The sequence below is a fragment of the Xanthomonas sp. AC360 genome, from assembly GCF_979258225.1.
In genome coordinates, this window is sequence record NZ_OZ409846.1 from 1529315 (window position 1) to 1549597 (window position 20283).

3 protein-coding genes and 1 pseudogene are annotated in these 20283 nt (G+C 64.3%); 2 read left to right on the forward strand and 2 right to left on the reverse strand.

Annotation, left to right across the window (positions count from 1 at the left end; translation table 11 throughout):
- Positions 1-6 precede the first annotated feature (6 nt).
- Together ACZZ0O_RS06485 and ACZZ0O_RS06490 are read right to left on the reverse strand one after the other, a co-directional pair.
- The gene (locus tag ACZZ0O_RS06485) at positions 7-11127 is read right to left on the reverse strand and encodes a hemagglutinin repeat-containing protein (RefSeq protein ID WP_463602874.1); all 11121 of its coding nucleotides are present in this window, start codon (positions 11125-11127) and stop codon (positions 7-9) included.
- 22 nt (positions 11128-11149) lie between these two features.
- Positions 11150-12892, reverse strand: coding sequence for a ShlB/FhaC/HecB family hemolysin secretion/activation protein (locus tag ACZZ0O_RS06490; protein WP_463590323.1), 1743 nt, complete (start codon positions 12890-12892; stop codon positions 11150-11152).
- A gap of 917 nt (positions 12893-13809) precedes the next feature.
- Between ACZZ0O_RS06490 and ACZZ0O_RS06495 the strand changes: the two are divergent.
- Together ACZZ0O_RS06495 and treS are read left to right on the forward strand one after the other, a co-directional pair.
- A pseudogene (locus tag ACZZ0O_RS06495) lies at positions 13810-16925 on the forward strand (alpha-1,4-glucan--maltose-1-phosphate maltosyltransferase).
- Complete coding sequence (gene treS, locus ACZZ0O_RS06500; RefSeq protein WP_463590325.1) at positions 16922-20272, forward strand: maltose alpha-D-glucosyltransferase; 3351 nt, start codon at positions 16922-16924, stop codon at positions 20270-20272. The pseudogene ACZZ0O_RS06495 and the gene treS overlap by 4 nt, the downstream one beginning before the upstream one ends.
- Positions 20273-20283: the final 11 nt, after the last annotated feature.

A 20283-nucleotide genomic window follows, 5' to 3' on the forward strand; every position in this document is an offset into this window, starting at 1 on the left:
GTACGCTTAGAAAGCCCATCTCCATGAATTGTTTCCGGCAGCGACTCGGAGGAGGTGTCGATGGGTCCCTTTCTGCCAGCAACGTCTTCGGGGGGGGGGCGGCTTGATGTTATTACCCCCTTTTCCCGCAATGATTCTTTCACCCCCCTTGAAAATCAGGGTCTGTAGACCAAGTACCCCTAAGTCGTATGCATCTTGCGCTAGAGGATTCCATCCATCAGATCGCTTCGGGTTAAAGGATGCTAAAACTCCAAGGCCCTGTGTCGAGAAGTATGGGGCGGTCAGCTGTGCTACCCCCTCTCTTCCCTGTCCATAAGAAAGAGTTGCAATTCCCAAACCAATCGGAATGCCAAAGCAAGACGCTCCAGTCTCGGGACAGAGTACAGCCGCGCCTGCGGCTATCTCATATCCACTAACCGTTCCCAGAGCTCCGCCAACCGCAGCGATAGCGCCCTTGGTTCTACTGATCGACTCATCATGAGCTGTACGAAGATCAGTAGCAGACGCGAGAAATCCATATTCCTCGAACGCGCCTGTGTTCTTGATTGTGCTTAGCTCGGCTTGGTAACTAAGTCCATTCGTCTGGAGCTGCTTCAATGCTGCGTACTGAGGATCGTCGGTTGGTACCCCATCTGCGCAACGGACATAGGCGCAAGCAGCTGCTGTGAGTCGGTACTGCTCGTCCTCTGATTTTCCTTCTTTCAATAGTTCCAGGGCTTTTGCTTCTACCTGATGCAATTGCCGATTATTAGCGTCTTCATTGAACGCGGTTGCCGCACCCGCCGAGCCACCCACGGCCGCGCCTAGCCCAGCTGCGATGCCCGCACCCACGGCCTCCCGCACGCCGTCAGGCAAGTTCTTTGTCAGCTCGTTCAATATGGGGGCCGCTGTAGCAGCCGTTGCCGAACCTAGTGCTCCCTGTGCTCCACCGCCGAGCAGTCCCATCGCTGTATGGGCAGCCACACGGTATTCGCCGCCTTCATCCCACTTGGCTGCTTCTTCCTCGTTGCCTTGCAGGCGTAGCTGCGCTGCCTTATTGGTCGCGTACTTTCCGACTTCCCTTGAAGCCTGCTGCCCAAACGTCGCAGTGATCTCGGCCCCAGCACTCACCTGCTGCTGCAGCTTCTGCCCGTCCCAGCCCTTGACCAGGCCATTGGCGCCGTCGCCAGTCAGCACATCGCGGTTCAGTGCCGCCAGGACATCGCTGACGCTCTGGCCGGTTTTGGCTTGCTGACCAGCCTGGTCGGTGATGACCAGTGTTCCGCCGCTGATGCCGCTGGTCGTCAGCGATGTCTCGCTGCCGCTCTTGCTGGAGAAGCCGGCGCTTGCGCCTTGTGCACCGCTGCCCTGGTTTTGCCAGGACCAGCTGCTGCCTTGATTGGTGGTCGGTGGCGTCTGGGTCTCGGTCTTGGCGCCGTCCTTGCTGCCACCGGCAGCGTAGCCGCCCGACAAGCTGATGCCCTTGGCCTCATAGCTACTGGTGTTGGTGATGTCGCTCACCGTGAGCGTACCGGTCTGCAGGCGGTTGACGCCGGCGTCCACAGCCGCCTGGGTGCTGGCGATCACGCCGCCCTTGAGATCGGTGTTGCCGCCCACGCGGATGTTGAAGCCGCCGTCGCCGGCCTGGATGCCGCTTTGCTCGGTGACGCTGGCGAAGTCGCCATTGACCTTGTTGCTGCTGTAGCTGGCACTGGCGCTGAAGCCAAGACCGAAGGTCACGCTGCCGCCGACCGCCTTGTCCTTGCTGGCATAGGTACTGGTGTCCTGCAGGCTCTCGATGGTGAGGTCGCCACCGATGTCGGCCAGCACCGTGTCGGCGGAGAGCACCGCGCCCTTCAGGGTGGTGTCGTTGCCGCTGATGATCGTTGCGGTCTTGCCTGCCGACAGATGGCTATTGCGCTGGGTAATGTCTTCGCCGTCCGCCTTGCCACGCGAGCCGCTGGCACTGGCGGTGATACCGGCGGCCATCCCGTCTGGGCCGTAAGTGACCGCCACGCCGATCGCCGCGCTTTTGCTCTTGCTGGTGCTGTGCTGCTCGAAGGTGTCCTGCGCTGCCTCCAAGGTGATGTTGTTGTCGGCGGCCAGCAGCAGGTTGTTGCCGGCTTTGATGTCGCTGCCGCGCACCAGGATGTTGCTGTCCTCACCACCGCCGGTTGCGATCAGGTTGACGTTGCCGCCGGCCTGCAGCGTCGAGCCCTTCGAGGTGGAGCTACGCTGCTTGGTCTCGCTCTCGCTCTGGCTGCCGCCCACGGTGACCGAGATGCTGACATTGGCCGCTTGTGCGGCGCCCTTGGCGGTGTCGGCGTTCATGACGCTGCTGGCGGCCTGGCCTGCGCCATAGGCGCTGTAGGCTGCCGAAGCGCCCGCTAACGCCTGCATGCGCGAGTCGCCTTCGGCCTTCTTGCCAGCCTCGCCACTGTTCACTGCTGCCTGGGCGAGATTGAGCGCGGCTGCACTCAACGTCACCGACAAACCGCCTTGCTTGAACTCGGTACGCTGTTCGCTGCTTGAGGTGTCATGCACCTCGGTGATGGCGATGTCCTTGGCCTTGGCGGTGATGTCGCCCTGCAGCGCCATCACATCGCTACCGGTGATCGCCAGTGTGTTGCCGGCGACCAGGGTGACGTTGCCCTCCAGGCTACCGACCGTGGTGCCGGTGTGGCTGACATCGGCGATGTCAGCCTCGGTCTTGACGGTTTGCTTGCCGATGGTGAAGCCGATGCCGCCGCTACCGAACAGGCCGGTTTTCACCGTCTTTTTGTCGTGCGCTTCGCTATGCGTGCTCTGTGCCGTTTCCAGGGTCAGGTTGTTGCCTGCCGCCAGGACGACGTCGCCGGTACCGACGATCTGTGTGCCTTGCGACAGCAGATCATTGCCTGCCGCAACGGAGATCCGCTCGCCGCTGAGCGAGCTGGTAATCGCCAGGCTGTCATGGCTCTCATCATGTGTCGTGACAGTCTTACCAGACAGGGCTTGATTCTTGCGGACCTCCTTATCCACCACCGCATCATGCTGCTCCTGCGTGGCGAGTAGCTTGATGTCGTTGCCGGCGGCCAGGGCGATGCCGCCGGTCTGGCTGGCCGCTGCGGTGGAGGCCAGGGTGAGGTCGCGGCCGGCCTGCATGACGATATCGCCGCCGGCACCGAGCTGGGTGCCGCGCACGGTTTCGTCGTAGGTCGAGGTGGCCAGCGAGTTGCTCTTGGTGACCGTGCTGCGATCGCGCGAGCTGCTGTCCACGGCTGCGACGCTGTTGATGTCGCGCCCGGCCTGCAGAGCCAGGGTCTTGCCTGCACCGACTTGCGCGGCGGTCAGAGTGAGATCGTTGCCTGCCGCCAGCACCACGCTGCCCGCGCCCTGCACGGTGGTGCCGAGGTGGGTGGTCTCGCTGCTGCGCTGGAAGTTACGGCCGTTGGCGGTGGTGTCGGTGGTGTTGGAGAGCGTCTGCGTGCTGAGGTTGAGGTTGTTGCCTGCCACCAGTTGGGTGACGCCGTCGGTGCCGGCGTTGCGCAGTTGCGCCGCCTGCAGGTTGACGTCGCGGCCAGCTACCACCGACAACACGCCGTTGCCGTTGGCACCGGTGACGTACAGGCCGGCCACACGCTCAAGTTGGGTGGTGGTGTATTGGTGATAGCCGCCGCCGCTGAGTGTTTCCACGGTGGAGGCAACGGTGATGTCGCCGACCGCCTGCACGCTCAGCGCATCCACTGCACTGACGCTGGCGCCTTCGATGCGGATGTCGCTGGCCGAGCGCAGCCCCACCTGGTCGCCGCTGATGCTGCCGCCCAGGTGCTCGATGCGGCCGGCATCGATGGACACCAGCTGACGGCCGGCAATGGTGCCGGTGTTTTTCAGGCCACCGGCCAGGGTGACGTCGACGTTGGCACCGGCTAGCAGTGCGCCGCCGGCGTCCAGGTCGCCGGGTCGCAACCGCAGGTAGACCTGCGGTACGAGGGCGGTGGTGGTGCTGCCATCGGGCAGGGTGACGGTCTGCTCCACCAACCAGACGATGTCGCTGGTGAGCTGGGCCATCTGCGCGTCGGTCAGTGCTACGCCCGGACGCAGGTTCCAGGCCTTGCCGACGGTGGCGCCGGCATCCAGCAATGCCTGGTACTGGGCTTCGTCGCTCTTGTAGCCTTCCAGGAAACGCCGGCCAGTGAGTTGGCCGATCTGCTCGCGCACCAGCTTTTGTTCGTAGAAGCCATCGCCCAGGCGCTTTTGCACCGCATCGGCGGAATACCCCATCTGATTGAGCAGATAGTCCGAGCCCAGCCAGCTGCGGTAATCGGCGAACTGCGGGTCGGTCTCGACCAGATAGTTGCCGCTGGCGGGCCTGAGCGTGAACAGGCTGCCGCTGGGTGCGCGGGTATTGGGCGTGCCCATTGCGATACGGTCCGGCGAGCCGCCGGCCGCATCGACCACGCGTGCGCCCGTCACCGGGCCGCTGCTCCCGACGCCGCCGACGTTACCGGCGCCGCTCTGTCCTGCGGTCTGCGTTGCCGCCGCCAGCGCGCGGTCGGCGGCATTGGTCGCCACGCCACCGGGGCCGGCAATGCCACCTATGCCGTTGCCGGTGGGCGCTGTTTGCGACCCGCGGATATTGAGGTTGGCAACTGCTGCGCCATCGCGCACGTTGGGTGCGTCGCGACCCTGGTTGAGGTTGCTCACATCGCCGACATCGATGCTCAGCGTGCCGCCGCTGGTGAGCTGGCTACCGATCTGGCCAATCTGCTCGGAGATGGAGGGATTGCTCCAGCTCCGGGTGGTGCCGTTGTAGGCGGTGGTGACGTTGCTGAAGCTATGTGTGCGGAACAGGGTGTAAGCGAGGTTGGTGATACTGGCGGTATGCGTCAGCCCGGTGATCGCCAGATCGCCGCCAGCGGCGATGCGTGCGTATTCGTTGCGTAACGCATCGGTGCCGATCCGCAGGGTGCCGCCGGCCTGGATGACCGCCTCTGGTCCTGCACCCGGCTGCAATACATCTTCGACCACGGTACGGGTGGCCATGCGATAACGCTCGTTGTCATTGAGCCTGCCGCCACCGGTGCCCTGCGGATTCATCAGGATGTGATCGGGATCGGTGTAGGCGAACTGCGCCCATAGCTGCACGCAATTGGTGGTGCAGGTGCCGTAGGCGTTGGAGTACTGCAAGGTGTCGCTGTTATAGCGAAACGCGGGCGAGCCGGGCTGGATCTGCGACAGCTCTCGGAACGGGTCGTCCGCGCCCGCGGTCACCTGGTCCGGATTGACCTGGTTGTCCTGGCGGCCGGTGTAGTAGATGGTCAGCGTGCCCGATTGCGAATTCAGGCGCGATCGCTCGCCCGTGGCTTGATACATGCCGCCGCGTGCGAAGAAATAAGCGCTGGTCTGTGGCGTGACGCGGATGACCGCGCGACGCACCTGGTAGCCGTCCGGGGTGGTGTAGGGCGTGTCCTCAAGAATATCGTCAGGACTGAGATAGTAGATCTCGAGGGCCGCGTAATTGCTGGTCGAACGAATATTGGACGTGTCGTTCTCGCCGTTGTTACGCCAAGTCGGCTGATCCAGGCGCACCGGCGCCAGGGTGGTAGTGGTTTGAGTCACCACCACGTTCTGGCGAATATTGTTGACTGTGGTCGCTTGCAGATCGAGATCGCCGGCTACGTCGATCACAGAGCCCAGGTTGTCGATCTGCCGCGCCACGCCGGTGGCCAGGCGATTGCCATCCAGGCTGCCGCCAATGGCGGCATCGCCATCGCTATAGATCAGGCCACGATCAGTATTGGTCAGTTGACCCACGCCCAGGTCCAGGCGCTCGCGTGCGGCCACCGTGGCCACGCGGCTGACGCCGGCAATGGTTTCGGCACGGTTCTGCAGCAGACCGGCGGCGATTGCGACGTGGTCGCCATACACGCGTCCGGTGCCGACGTTGTCCAGCGTGGCAGCTTCCAGGTGGGTTACCGCACCATCGATCAGCCCGCGATTGACCAGCTGGCCGCCGGTCTTGATGTGCGTGATGCCCTGGCTGCTGATCTCGCCATTGGCGGCGTTGTCGACGTTGCGCGCAGCCAGGTCGAGGTTGCCTGCACGCAAGATGCCTTGATTGGACAAGTCGCCATCGGTCTGGATGGACAGTGTGCCGTTGGCGCTCATCTCGCCGGTATTGGTCAGGCCTTCGCGCAAGCTGAGTGTGAGATTGCTCTGTGACTGCAGTTGCCCGTCGCCGCTGAGGTTGCGTGCGGTTACGCTCTGGTTGCCGTCCGACCGCAGCAGGCCGGCGCTGTTGGCGACTGCATCGGCACGCATGTCCAGGCTGCCGCCAGAGGAAATCTGGCCGCCTGCATTGTTGAGCGATGACGTCAGTTGCAGGTTGCCTGCAGCGTCGGTGATGACTTGTCCTTGGCGGTTGTCCAGCGATTGCGCCTGCAGCTGCAACTGCCCGGCCTGCAGACCCAGTGCGCCGGTGCCGCGCGTGGTGCGGTTATCCACGGTGGACGCATGCAAGGTCAGTGCGTTGCCTGCAGCGACCAGGCCCGCTTGGTTGTCGAGCGCACCGTTCAAGGTCAGGTCGACGTTCTGCCCCGCCTGCAGTCGGCCGCCGACGTTATTCATGCTCGCGCTGGTGAGCGCGAAATTGCCTGCGGCGCTCAAGGCCCCAGCGGCGCTGTTATCGACGCTGGCGACCGTCAGGCGTGCATCGCCTTGCGCAAACACCGCACCGCCACGGTTATCCAATGCACCGCCATCTACCTGCAGACGGCCGCTGGCGAGAATGCCGCCATTGCTGCCGGAGCCGGTATTGGTAATCGCTTGGCCATTGGTTTGCAGCAGCAAGGCTGCTTGCGACTGCAGTCGACCACCGGCGTTGTTGAGTGCGCCGCTGCGAATCTCCAGCGTGCCGACCTGGCTGCCGATGGTGCCGCCGACGTTGTCCAGCAGTTGCGCCCGCGTATCGACCGCCGCGCTGCCGCCGATGATGTTGCCGGCGCGGTTGGAAAGACCGGCCGCTTCCAGGCGCAGTGCGTTGGTCGCCTGGATGGCGCCGCCGTTGTTGCCGATGGCGTTATCGGTGACGAGCGTGAGATCGGTGCCGGCGACGACGTTGCCGGTCGCGTTATCGAGGGTGCCGGCATCCAGGACGAGTTGAGCTGTACTGGACACCACGCCCTGGCTGCGATTGTCGAGTAGTCCCTCCACGTCCATCCGCAACATGCCGCCCGCTGCGTGCAAGGTACCGGCCTGGTTGTCGATGCTTGCAGCGGCGACGCGCCCGTCACCGGCCAGCAGGATCTTGCCCCGCTGGTTATGCAAGGCCTGGTCGATGCTCAGCGTGGACTGCCCGGTACCTGCGGCCTGCAGCGTCCCCTGGGTATTGATGAGCGTCTGTGCGCCGATTGCCAGCACACCGTTGCCGCCGATGGTGCCGCCGGTGTTGTCCAGCGTGTTGCCAACGCTCAGCCGCAGCTGCTGGTCGCCGCTTGCCGACAGTTGGCCGCCTGCGGTGGTGAGGTTGCCGGTGTCCACTGCAATGGTGCGTGCAGAGGTGGTGGCATTGCGTAGATCGGTGCTCTGGCCGGTCACGTGCAAGCTGCCGTTGCTGATTAGCTTGCCCGCGTTGCCGGCAAGTGTCTGTGCATCGATCTGCAGTTGGCCGCTGCCTGCGTGCTGGATCGTGCCTCGTGTGTTGTCCAGCACATCGCTGGTCAGCGACAGGTCGCCATTGCCTGCAACGGTGCCGCCGGCATTGTTCACTACAGTGGCACGGAGAGTGCTCGCCGTGCTGCCACTGGCCACGATGCGTCCGCCGCGGTTGTCCAGGGTCTGTGCTTGCAACTCCACGCTGTCTGCGCCGATGGCTGCGTCACGGTGATCGATCGCGGTTGCTGCCACCGACAGCGCGCCGCCGGTCACGATGGTGCCCTTGCTGCCGTCCAGCCGTGTGACGGCGATCTCCAGACCACCGGTGCCGGAGTGGCTGAGCGTTCCGTCCTGATTGATCAGCCGATCTGCACCGATGTGCAGGGTGCTGCCGTTGCTGGCAATGCGGCCGTTTGCATTGTCCAGTTGCCCGCTGATGTCGAGACGGCCGCCGGCGCTGCCAGCGGCCACCAGGGTTCCGCCGCGGTTGGACAGCGCCGCGGCCTGCACGGCGAACGCGCCGTTGCCGGCGATAGTGCCGCCATCGTTGTTGAGCGCGCCGGTCAGGGTGAGGCGCAACGCATCGGTACCGGTCGCACTCAGCTGGCCGCCTGCGGTGCTGAGGTTGCCGGCATCGACCACGATGCGCTCGGCCTGGGTGGTGCTGCCGGCGCCAAGAGCGAGGTCGCCGCCGTCCAGCTGCAGCGTCCCCAGGCTGAGCAATTTACCGCCTGCGCCCTGGAGCGTATCGGCGTCGACGTTCAATGTGCCGGTACCGGCGTGTTCGATGGCGCCGCCACGGTTGTCCAGCGTGGACGCACGTGCGGTGAGGTTGCCACTGGCGGCGAGGCGGCCGCCCTGGCTGTTGTCCAGCAGATTGCTTGCGTTGACCTGCAATGCAGCGCCATTGGCCGCAACGACCGTGCCGCCGCGATTGATCACGCTGCCAGCTTGCAGCTGCACCGCGCCATTGCCGGAAATCGTTCCGGCGCTGTTGTCCAATGTGCCGCCCACGATCAGGGCGGCCTGTTCGCTGCCTGCCGCCAGGATCGCGCCACGCTGGTTATCGACGGAGCCTGCAACGATGTTGATGCCTGCATTGCTGGCAAGATTGCCATCGCGGTTGTCCAGGCTGTCGCGCACGGTCAGTCGCAGCGCCTGATCGCCCAGCGATGTCAGGCGGCCGCCCGCGGTACTGAGCGTGTCCGCAGCGATGCCAATCTGCTGGGCGGACGTGACGCCTTGCGCAAGATCGATGCGCCCGCCATTGATCGCTAGCCCACCGTTGCTGATCAGGCGTCCTGCGCGGCCCTCGAGTGCGGTGGTATCGATGGTCAGCATGCCGCTACCGGCCTGCTGAATCTGGCCACCCGCGTTGCCCAACGTGCCAGCGCGAAGACGCAGATCGCCATTGCTGGCAATGGTGCCGCCATCGCCGTTGTCGAGGCGGTCACGGACTTGCAACGTCGCCGGTTGAATGCCGGTCGAGAGCAGCGCGCCACCACGGTTATCAAGGCTGGTTGCCTGCAGCTCGAGCTGTGTGGTGCTCACCGTGGCATTGCGGTGATCCACCGCACCTGCGCGCCAGGTGAGCGCGCCCGGTGTGGCGATGCTGCCGCCGGCACCGGACCAGTCCTGCGCCGACAACGTCAGACCTTGCATTCCGGCGTGTTCGATGCGGCCCTGCGCATTGACCACTGCCTGTGCGCTGAGTTGTAGCGCTGCCGCATTACTGGAAATTACGCCGCCCTGGTTGTCCAGCAGCCCGCGCACCTGCCAGGCGGTCGCCGCACCGCCGGCATGACGCAGTTCACCGCCTCGATTGCTCAGCGCCTGTGTGTCCAGACCGAGTGTATTGGCCACCGTGAGGCGGCCCTGGTCGTTGACCAAGGCGCCAAGCTGCAGATCGGCATCGCCATAGACGGCGAGCGTGCCGGCGCGATTGCTCAGGTCGCCGCGTGCGCTGAGTGCGGACACGCCCAACCGCCCGCCACTGTTGTCCAGCCCATTTGCAGCCGACAGCGACACCGAGCCTCCGCCGTTGATGCGGCCACCATCGTTGTCCATCAGGCCGGAGACGGTCAGCGCGCCTGCGGCAAGCGGCACGATGCCAGGCGTCGGCACGCTGACGGGAGGCGGTGTACCGCCGTTTCCACCGTCGGTGCTGCCGTTGTTGCCGTTGCCGCCGTTGCCGCCGTTGCCGCTGTTGTCGCCACCGGTGCCGGGCGTTGCACCGTCGCTTGGCGCGACGGCGGCGATTGCGCCGATGCTGCCATCGGCACGGTTACGCACACTGCCGGCATTCAATGCCAGTGCCTGCACGCCGGTCTGCTCGATAGTGCCGTTCTGGTTACGTAATGCAGCTGCATCGATCTGCAGCCGTTGCGCATTGAGCACGCCACCGCTGTTGTCCAGATCGGCCGCTGTGGACGCGCGCAATTCGCGCGTGGCGCTCAGCGTGCCGGCATTGGCGATACCGCCAGTTGCGGTGATGCGCGTGTCTTGCCGCGATTGCAAGGCACCGGTGTTTTCCAGCCGGCCATCTACCGTGACGACCAGTTCGCCGGCTTGCGCACCGATGTTGCCGGCATTGCGCACGCCGACGCCGCGTTCGTTGCCGACCAGCCAGATCTTGTTGGCAAACATGCCGCCCAGCGCGCCGACGTCCAGTGCGAAGGTGGGTGCCGGACCGGTGGCGGCCTGCGGCGCGATGCGTGCCTGGTCGGCACTGACCACGTTGTTGCCCAGGCTGGCCTGCAGCTGATTTGCCCAGATGCCGGCATTGACCTGCAGCGAGCGGGTGATCAGATCGGTGTAATCCGCGCCGCTGGTATCCAGGCCCGCACCGCCCACCTGGATGGCGCCGCCGGTCACACGATAGCCTTCCAGCGCCCCGCCGGAGAGGATGGGTGTGCCGGTAGTCAGCGTCACCCGGCTGGCGTTGAGGAACCCGCCACCGTCGACCTGGATGCCGGCTGGATTGGCAATGATCACTTCTGCGCGAGGCCCGGCGACTTCCACGTAGCCATTGAGCCGGCTCGCCGGCCCGTTGACCTCATTGAGAATCACCCTGGCGCTGCCGGTGGCCAACCACGGGTTGCCCTGCACCCAGCCACCCATTTGGGTCTGTGTCTGTCCACGGGCATTGTTGAGGATGGCGCCTTCGCGGCCAACGTCGAACTGCGAATAGCGATTGCGCGACACGCCTGCGGCCGACGGCGTGGTGATGTTGACCATCGGCACGCCGTTGGGAGCGGTCAGGACCGTCGGGCGCTCGCCGCCTGGCGCGGCCGGATCGGCCACGATACGGCCAGCCGACTGTGCCTGAGCAAGGTCGATGACACCGACCAAGCCGAGTGCGCACAACATCGCAAACTGCAGTGGCTCTATCGTGAGCCTGTGCGCGCGCGTAGCGGCAACACCCGTGCTGCCACCCGGTGCACGGACCAACTCGGATGCCACTTGCCACACGCGCAGCGCGCGATTGAAGACCAGACGGTAGACGCGATTCATGTCACTAATCCTTGTGGAATGTTTAGTAGCGCCAGGACAGGCTGAAGCCGAACGTGGTGTAGTCGGTCGGGAAGTTCGCCGGTTTTTCCAACGGGGCGCCGACGAACCCGTCCAGGGAGACGTGTTGCCATCCCCCGCGCAGCCCCAGGCTCATGCCGGCCAGATGGTCGCCGCTCTGAAAGCGCGCGGACTGCCCACCGATGTGGCCGTAATCGGCGCCCAGATACGTTTCTAGCCCGCCACCGAGTGCCAGGCTGAGGTCATTGCGTAGCGACCAGCCACGGTCGCCGCTGAGCGTCAATTCGCCATCGAACCCGCGCACGGTGAAGCGCCCGCCTATCGCAAAGCGGTCCTGCGGCGCCAATGGCGTGCGGTTCCACTGCGCGCGCCAGGAGGCGCTGTAACGCAGACGTTGAGAGCCAAGTTGGAACGGCACCGTCAGCTGGGCATCGGCGACGATGAGTTTCATGCGCGAGGTGCCTTCGAGCGTAATCGACGGGTCGAACGCGCGTGCAAGTTCTTCCGGAGCGCGCAATGCATCGAACGCACCGGTGCCGCGTCGATACGCAACGCTTGCATCCAGGGTGACTTTGCCAAGGAACTGGCGGTGGTTCAGGCCAACTTCCCAGCCGGCGGTGCGCCGCCGTTGCACTTCGATTTCGGTGTCGTCGATGGCGCTGGTGGACTGTCGCCACCAACCGCGCCCATACGCCCCGAACTTGATCGTGGCATTGCGAAATAGCAGGCGATCGATGCGCGCTTCGGCAGTGCGACTGCGCCCGCTGTAATCATAAGTCTCGATCGCGCCGGCCACTGCCTGGCTGTAGTCGTATGCGCTGGCGGTGACGCCAAACAGCCAGTAGTCGTAGGGCACGTCGTAGTGCACCGTCCAGCTATCGGTGTCCTTGCCGGCACCATTGAACACGCCCTTGCCGAGGCTGACGTAGAACAACTCGTTGAGGCCCAGGGGATTGTCGAGCGACAGTGTTCCGTTTGCCTGCAGTTTGCCGGTGGCGTCGCTGCCGGCATCGTCCAGGCTCAGGCTGGCGCGCACACGTGACCGCTGTTGCCACGCAATGGCCAGGTCGCTCTCTCCCGGGCCGGTTCCCTGGCCTTCGGCAGGAGCGATCTGGATGTCGGCAACCACGGTCGGCACACGCTGAAAGTTCTCCAGGCCCTGCTCGATGTCGCGTAGATTGAGCAGATCGCCGCTACGTGCAGGCACAGCATTGGCGATCGCTGCACGTGCGGATGTCGGGTCGCTGAAGCGGGCGGTATGCACACGCCCGGGGACCAGCGACAACGTCAGGGTGCCGCCGGTGAGATCCTGTGGCGCGGCTAGCACGCGCGTGGTCACATAGCCGCGTGCAATGACCGCGTTCTGCACACGCTTCATCACCAGGTTGATGCCCTCGGTGCCCAGGCAACTGCCAATGGCTGGGTCTTGCCGAGGGTTGGCAGCTTTCAATGACCAACGGAATTCATCCGCAGCCTGCCCATCGAGCACGATGCGCTCGATCCGAAAGCACGGCGATTCATTGGTTGGAAGACGCTCGACGCCATCGCCCGGGGCGCGTTTCAGGCGAACATCCGGCCGCGCCTCCTGTTGCTCGCGCAGAACGCGCTCGCGCTCCTGCTGCCGCAACAACTCCTGCGCGGCGGGATCGACGATCTGTTGCGCAGAGACCTGGGCTGCCGTGCCCGCAAAAAGCGCAATACACCACGTGGCACGCATGCGTGCCGTTCCTTTTTTGCCTGAATCCATGTGCAGATGACCGCCCGACTCGATAACGACTTACCGACGCTTCCGCGCCGCCCCTAACGATATTTTAATGCAAACGGAAGAGCTTGCCTGTAGGAAAAATCCTGACCTTCTATTGCAGATCGTGATACGAGGAGAAACAAATTTCGCTATTGAAATTAGCGATTTGGGTGGTTTTTCAGTAGATAAATTTTTATCGAAATATTCACTAGTTAAATTTATAGACGGAAATATCAAGATTTATTTCTTTAGATCGAACGCGTGAACTCATGAGTTCACGCGGCTGCAGGTTAATTGCTTTTGTCGGTTAGATATTCAGGCTGATCCGCTCGAATTTCTAATTGTGTTAGCCATCATTTTTGGTTTCGTTGCATGTGATTTGCTCTTGCTCTGACTTGCATCGGTAGCGGCAGCGCGTTACCGCTTTACCGCCTCGACTGCATGACCCGGGTTGCCAGCAAGGCCAAGACGACACCCACACGGCATCGCCGTGGATCAAACGTCGCGATGGATGTTGTCGCGCAGATGACACGTCGACCAGTCTGTCTATGTCCCACGCGTTGACTTGCACCCCCGTCAGCGATGCACCCGACCTCTTCCACGGCGCGTTCTCGTGCCGTCTCACCCGCACCGCCGCGCTTGTTTGATTTTCGTCAATTCGACCGACACATGAAATTCGCAGTGGGAGTGTTTGACTGCATGGGTCAAGAATCGTTGCGGAGTTGCGCATGAGTGCAGTCACAGGTAGCAGGGTCGGTCGGGCGTCGCGCTGGCAGGGGTCGGGGCGGCAAGGCGTGATCCAGGCGGGTGTTGGACCGGCGCTTCCTCCGCGAGTCGCTGCGGCGTGGCGACATGACGCGTGCGATATGTCCCCCATCGTCACGGTGCGTTCGCGCGCCGTGATCTGCTGAGGAGGCGCCATGCGGATCTGTGTTCTCAATGAGGCGTCTTCGTCTGCCGGGCTGGAGCAGCGCTGTAGTGCGGCCCGCGAGGCGGGCTGCGACTACGTGGTGATGGCGGCGCCATTCGCGCGCGATGCGGAAGGACGGTTGATTGAGCCTGCGGCTGGTGCCGATGCCCACGACGACCACCTGCGCGAGGCAGCGCAGGCGGCGCACCGCGCGGGCGTGAAGCTGTTGATCGATGTGCGCCTGGATGAAATCGGTGGGGCCAGCGCGGTGGTGCGTGACAACCCGCAGTGGTTTCGTGCACGCAGCACGGCGGTGCCGGACCCGCGTCAGCCGCGCGCCACGCCGGAGGTGGCCGAGGCGCGCTTTGCTTATGCGCAGGAAGGTGCGGCGCTGGTGGAGTGGTGGAGTGCGCGCTTGCTGGAGTGGGCCGGGCAGGGCGTTGGCGGTTTCCGGCTATTGCAGCCGCAACAGGTGCCGGTGCAGCGCTGGCGCGAGTTGATTGCGCGCGTGCATGCGCAGGCGCCGGAGGTGGTGTTTGCGGCGTGGACGCCCGGGTTGGGTCTGGAAGCCTTGCAGCAGTTGTCTGGTGCCGGCTTCGATGCGGCGTTTTCGTCGCTGGCGTGGTGGGACGGGCGCGGCAGTTGGTTCTTCGATGAGGACACTGCGCTGCGTGCGCTGGCGTCCCAGGTCATTGCTGTGCTCGATGCGCCCGATGGCAAGCGTGCAGCATCGCCCGAGCAGCACTGGCAGCTGGCGCTGGCCCTGGGCGGCGCCTGGTTGCTGGACGATGCGCAGCTGGATGCCTTGCCGCAATCGATCCGCGCGGCCGATGGGTTGCCGACCAGCAATGCCGGCATGCGGCTGCGCCCGCTGCTACGCGAATCCACCGGCCTTACAGCGGTTGCGGTCGAGCCGTTGGGCGGTTTGCCCGCCTTGTTATTGATCAATGGCGATACGCGGCATGTGGTGCCGGTGCCGGCATCGGATTTGTTGCGGCTGCTTGGCGATGCCGAGGCGTTGGTGGCCGAGGATGGCCGCACCTTGTCCGGCGCAACGCTCGACGCATTGGAACCGGGCGAAGTGCGCGTGTACCGCAGCGTGCCGGCACGCCATGTGCTGGCGGTGCCGCGCATGCGGCCGCGTGCGCAGACCGCGGCTGCCTGGCCGCGGGTGTGCATCGAATCGGTGACGCCCTCGGTCGATAACGGCCGCTTCCCGGTCAAGCGCACAGTGGGCGACCGCATCTGCGTGGAAGCCGATGCCTTCTGCGACGGGCACGACCGCATCGCGGTGGCGGTGCTGTGGCGGCCGGCCGATGCCAAGACCTGGTCCAGCGCGCCGATGCGTGCGCTGGGCAACGACCGGTGGCGCGCAGAGTTCCCGCTGGAGCGCATCGGTACCTATGAATTCCGTGTGGAGGGCTGGCGCGATGTCTTCGCCACCTTGCATGCCGATCTGGAAAAGAAGCGCGCGGCCAACACGGTGTTGCCGGTAGACGTGCAGGAGGCGGTGGCCGTGGTGCAGGCCGCGCATGCACGCAGCACCGGTGCGTTGGCCGAGCGTTTGCAGGCCCTGCTCACCCGCATCGGTGCGCAGAGCGAGCCGCTGCAACAATTGGCCATCGTGCTGGAACCGGACACCGCGCAGGCGATGGCGCTGGCCGACGACAAGCCGTTCCGCTCCGAGACGCCGGTGACCTACCGAGTGGAATCGGAACGTCGCGCGGCGCACTTTGCCAGCTGGTACGAGCTGTTCCCGCGTTCGCAAAGCGGCGATGTGGCGCGGCACGGCACCTTCGACGACGTGATCGGGCGGCTAGCGCATATCCGCGCGATGCACTTCGATGTGCTGTACATGCCGCCGATCCACCCGATCGGTGCAAAGAACCGCAAGGGCCGCAACAACTCGGTCACCGCCGTCGATGGCGAGCCGGGCAGCCCGTACGCGATCGGTGCCACCGACGGTGGCGCAGCACCGAGGTGCATGCCGAGCTCGGTGGGCTGGAGGGTTTCCGTCGCCTGATCCAGGCTGCGCGTGCGCATGGTCTGGAAGTGGCGCTGGATTTCGCAATCCAGTGTGCGCCAGACCACCCTTGGCTACGCGATCACAAGGACTGGTTCACCTGGCGCGCGGACGGTTCCATCCCGTATGCGGAAAATCCGCCGAAGAAATACCAGGACATCGTCAACGTCGATTTCTACGCCAGCGGCGCGGTGCCGGACTTGTGGAACACGCTGCGCGACGCAGTGCTGTTCTGGGTCAATGAAGGCGTCACGCTGTTCCGGGTGGACAACCCGCACACCAAGCCGTTCCCGTTCTGGGAGTGGTTGATTGCCGATGTGCGCGGGCGTCGCCCCGACGTGGTGTTCCTGTCCGAAGCCTTTACCCGGCCGAAGATGATGTACCGCTTGGCCAAGTGCGGCTTTTCGCAGTCGTACACCTATTTCACCTGGCGCAACCACAAGCACGAACTGCAGGACTATGTGGAAGAGTTGAACGAAGGCGTGCCGCGCGAGTGCTTCCGCCCGCACTTCTTCGTCAATACGCCGGACATCAATCCGTTGTTCCTGCAGACCAGCGGGCGCAACGGGCATTTGATCCGTGCTGCATTGGCGACCACCTTGTCGGGCCTGTGGGGCATGTACCAGGGCTTCGAACTGTGCGAGGCCACGCCGCTGGCACCGGGCAAGGAAGAGTATCTGGACTCGGAGAAATTCCAGTTGCGTGCGTGGCCCGAGCGCGCGCCCGGCGACATCGTCGATGAGATCACCCGCTTCAATCAGCTGCGGCGCATGCACCCGGAACTGCAATCGCATCTGGGGACGCGCTTCTATCAGGCGCATAACGACCAGGTGCTGTATTTCGGCAAGTTCCTGGATGCCGGGTATCTATCGCGCAGCCGCAGCATGGTGCTGGTGGCGATCAACCTGGACCCGCATGCCGGCCAGGAAGCGGATATCGAAATCCCGTTGTGGGAACTGGGCTTGCCCGATCACGCCACCGTTGCGGTGGAAGATCTGTGGGACGGGCATCGGTTCGAGTGGCAAGGCAAACACCAGCACATCCGTGTAGAGGCAGCGCGACCGTTCGCGTTATGGCGCATCCGCGCAGGAGAGGTCGCATGAATGCAGTTCCCGCTTTACAGGCCGACGCTGAACAATCGGCGGTGATCGCAGATCAGCTTTGGTACAAGGACGCGATCATCTACCAGGTGCACGTCAAGTCGTTTTTCGACTCCAACGACGATGGCATCGGCGATTTTCCGGGACTGATTTCCAAGCTGGATTACATCGCCGAACTCGGCGTGGACACCATCTGGTTGCTGCCGTTCTACCCGAGCCCGCGCCGCGACGATGGTTACGACATCGCCGAGTACATGGCGGTGCATCCGGACTACGGCACCATCGCCGACTTCGAGCAATTGGTGGCGCAGGCGCATGCGCGCGGCATCCGCGTGGTTACCGAGCTGGTGATCAACCACACCTCCGATCAGCATGCGTGGTTCCAACGTGCACGCAACGCGCCAGCCGGCTCGCCGGAACGCGACTTCTACGTCTGGTCGGATACCGATCAGGAATACGAAGGCACACGCATCATTTTTTGCGATACCGAAAAGTCCAACTGGACCTGGGACCCGGTGGCCGGGCAGTACTTCTGGCATCGATTCTATTCGCATCAACCAGACCTGAATTTCGACAACCCCGCCGTGCTGGAAGCGGTGCTGGAAGTGATGCGCTTCTGGCTGGATCGCGGTGTGGATGGCCTGCGTCTGGACGCGGTGCCATACCTGATCGAACGCTCCGGTACCTCCAACGAAAATCTCCCCGAGACCCACGCCATCCTGCGCAAGATCCGCGCCACGCTGGATGCCGAATACCCGGACCGCATGCTGCTGGCCGAAGCCAATATGTGGCCGGAAGACACCCAGCAATACTTCGGCCAGAACGCCGACGAATGCCATATGGCGTTCCATTTCCCGCTGATGCCGCGCATGTACATGGCAATCGCGCGCGAAGACCGCTTCCCCATCACCGACATCATGCGCCAGACCCCGGAGATTCCGGAGAGCTGCCAGTGGGCGATCTTCCTGCGTAACCACGATGAGTTGACGCTGGAAATGGTCACCGATTCGGAGCGCGATTATCTGTGGAAAACCTACGCCTCGGACCGTCGCGCACGCATCAATCTGGGCATCCGTCGCCGCCTGGCACCGCTGCTGGAGCGCGACCGCCGCCGCATCGAATTGATGACATCCTTGTTGCTGACCATGCCGGGCACGCCGGTGCTGTATTACGGCGATGAGATCGGTATGGGCGACAACATCCATCTGGGCGACCGCGATGGCGTACGCACACCGATGCAGTGGTCGGTCGACCGCAATGGCGGTTTCTCGCGCGCCGACCCGGCACAGCTGGTGCTGCCGCCGGTGATGGACCCGCTGTACGGCTTTCAGGCGGTGAATGTGGAAGCGCAGATCCGCGACCAGCATTCGCTGCTGACCTGGACCCGCCGCATCCTCAGTGTGCGCAAGCGCTACCAGGCGTTCGGCCGCGGCGTGCTGCGCTTTTTGTATCCAGGCAACCGCCGCATGCTGGCGTATCTGCGCTGCTATCAGGACGAAACCGTGCTGTGCGTGGCCAACCTGTCGCACACACTGCAGGCGGTGGAGCTGGATCTGTCCGAGTTCGAAGGCCGCGTGCCGGTGGACATCATCGGCGGAGGCAGCTTCCCGCCGATCGGCCGGCTGACCTATCTGCTCACGGTGCCGCCGTTCGGCTTCTACGCGTTTCAGCTGGTCAGCGAAGGCACCTTGCCGGACTGGCATGTGCCCAGCCCGGTGCCGTTGCCGGACTACCGCACGCTGGTGCTGCGCAGCGACACCGACGAAAGCAACGCGCTGCTGCCGCATCTGCCGACCCTGGAAGGCGAAATCCTGCCGGCGTGGCTGTCGGCGCGGCGCTGGTTCTCGGCCAAGGATCAGGCGCTGCGCAGCGTGCGCATCTCGCGCCGCACGCCATTGCCGGGCGATGAGCCAGTGAGTTTGCTGGAGCTGGATGTGGAGCTGGAAGACGGCCACCACGCGTCCTACATGCTGCCGATCGGCATCGTGTGGGAGCGCGACCAGCCCAGCACCCTGGCCGAACAGCTGGCCCTGGCGCGCGTGCGGCAAGGGCGCGAGGTGGGCTATCTCACCGATGCGTTTGCGCTCAAGCCGATGGTGCGCGGGGTGATCGATGCCTTGCGGACCAATGCGACGCTGGACTTCTGCGATGGCGATGATCCTTCGCAGCAAGGCCAGGTGCGCTTCGAAGCGACGCCGGCGCTGGCCAAGCTGGAGATCCCCGCCGATCCGGACATCCGTTGGTTATCGGCCGAACAGAGCAACAGCTCGCTGGTGGTCGCCGACAAGGCGGTGTTCAAGCTATTGCGGCATGTGGCAATCGGTGCAAACCCGGAAATCGAAATCGGCCGCCGCCTGACCGAGCTGGGCTACGCCAATGCAGCGCCGCTGCTGGGCAGCGTCAGCCGCGTCGACGGGCAGGGCACCATCACGACAATCGCGCTGCTGCAGGGATTTATCCGCAATCAGGGCGATGCCTGGCGCTGGACGCTGGACCATCTGGCGCGCAGCTTCGACGAATACGCCACCGCGCAAACCGACGAGTCGCGCGCCGAAGCCATTGCTGGCTACGATGCATTTGCGGCCGTGGTCGGCAAGCGCCTGGCCGAGTTGCACGAAGCCCTGTCACGCGCTACCGACGATGCGGACTTCGCACCGCAGCGGATCGATCTGCCGACGGCCAACGACGTGGTGGCCGGTGTGGCGCGGCAGGTCGAAGAGATGTGGGAGATGGTCAACGCACGCTTGTCGGGGAGCGAGGACGCGACCGAGCGCGAGGCACTGGAAGCGGTGCTCGCCGAGCGCCCGCAGCTGGACAGCTTGCTGGCCAAGGCGCCGAGCGTGCTGGCCGATTCGCTGCTGACCCGCGTGCATGGCGATTTCCACCTGGGCCAGATCCTGGTGGCCTTCGATGATGTGGTGTTGATCGACTTCGAAGGCGAGCCGGCCAAGCCGCTGGCCGAGCGTCGCGCCAAGGCCAGCCCGTTGCGCGATGTAGCCGGTTTCCTGCGCTCGCTCGATTACGCCAGCGAGGTTTCGGCGCGTGGCGAAGAAGGTACTGCCGCACGCGCAGGCGTCGGTGTGGACACGCATCTTGATGAATTTCTGGCGCAGTTCCGCCGCCGCTCCACGCAAGCCTTCCTGGACGCTTACCATGCCGTGCTCGACGCCAGCGCCCATCCGTGGATTGCGCCGGCGGCGTTCAACGCAGCCACCTTGCTGTTCCTGGTGGAGAAGGCCTGTTACGAAGTGCGTTACGAAGCGGCCAATCGCCCGGGCTGGTTGATGGTGCCGATTGAAGGCTTGCGACGCATCCTGCAACGCGCACGCGCCGGTGCAGGAGACACATGATGAGTGGAGTG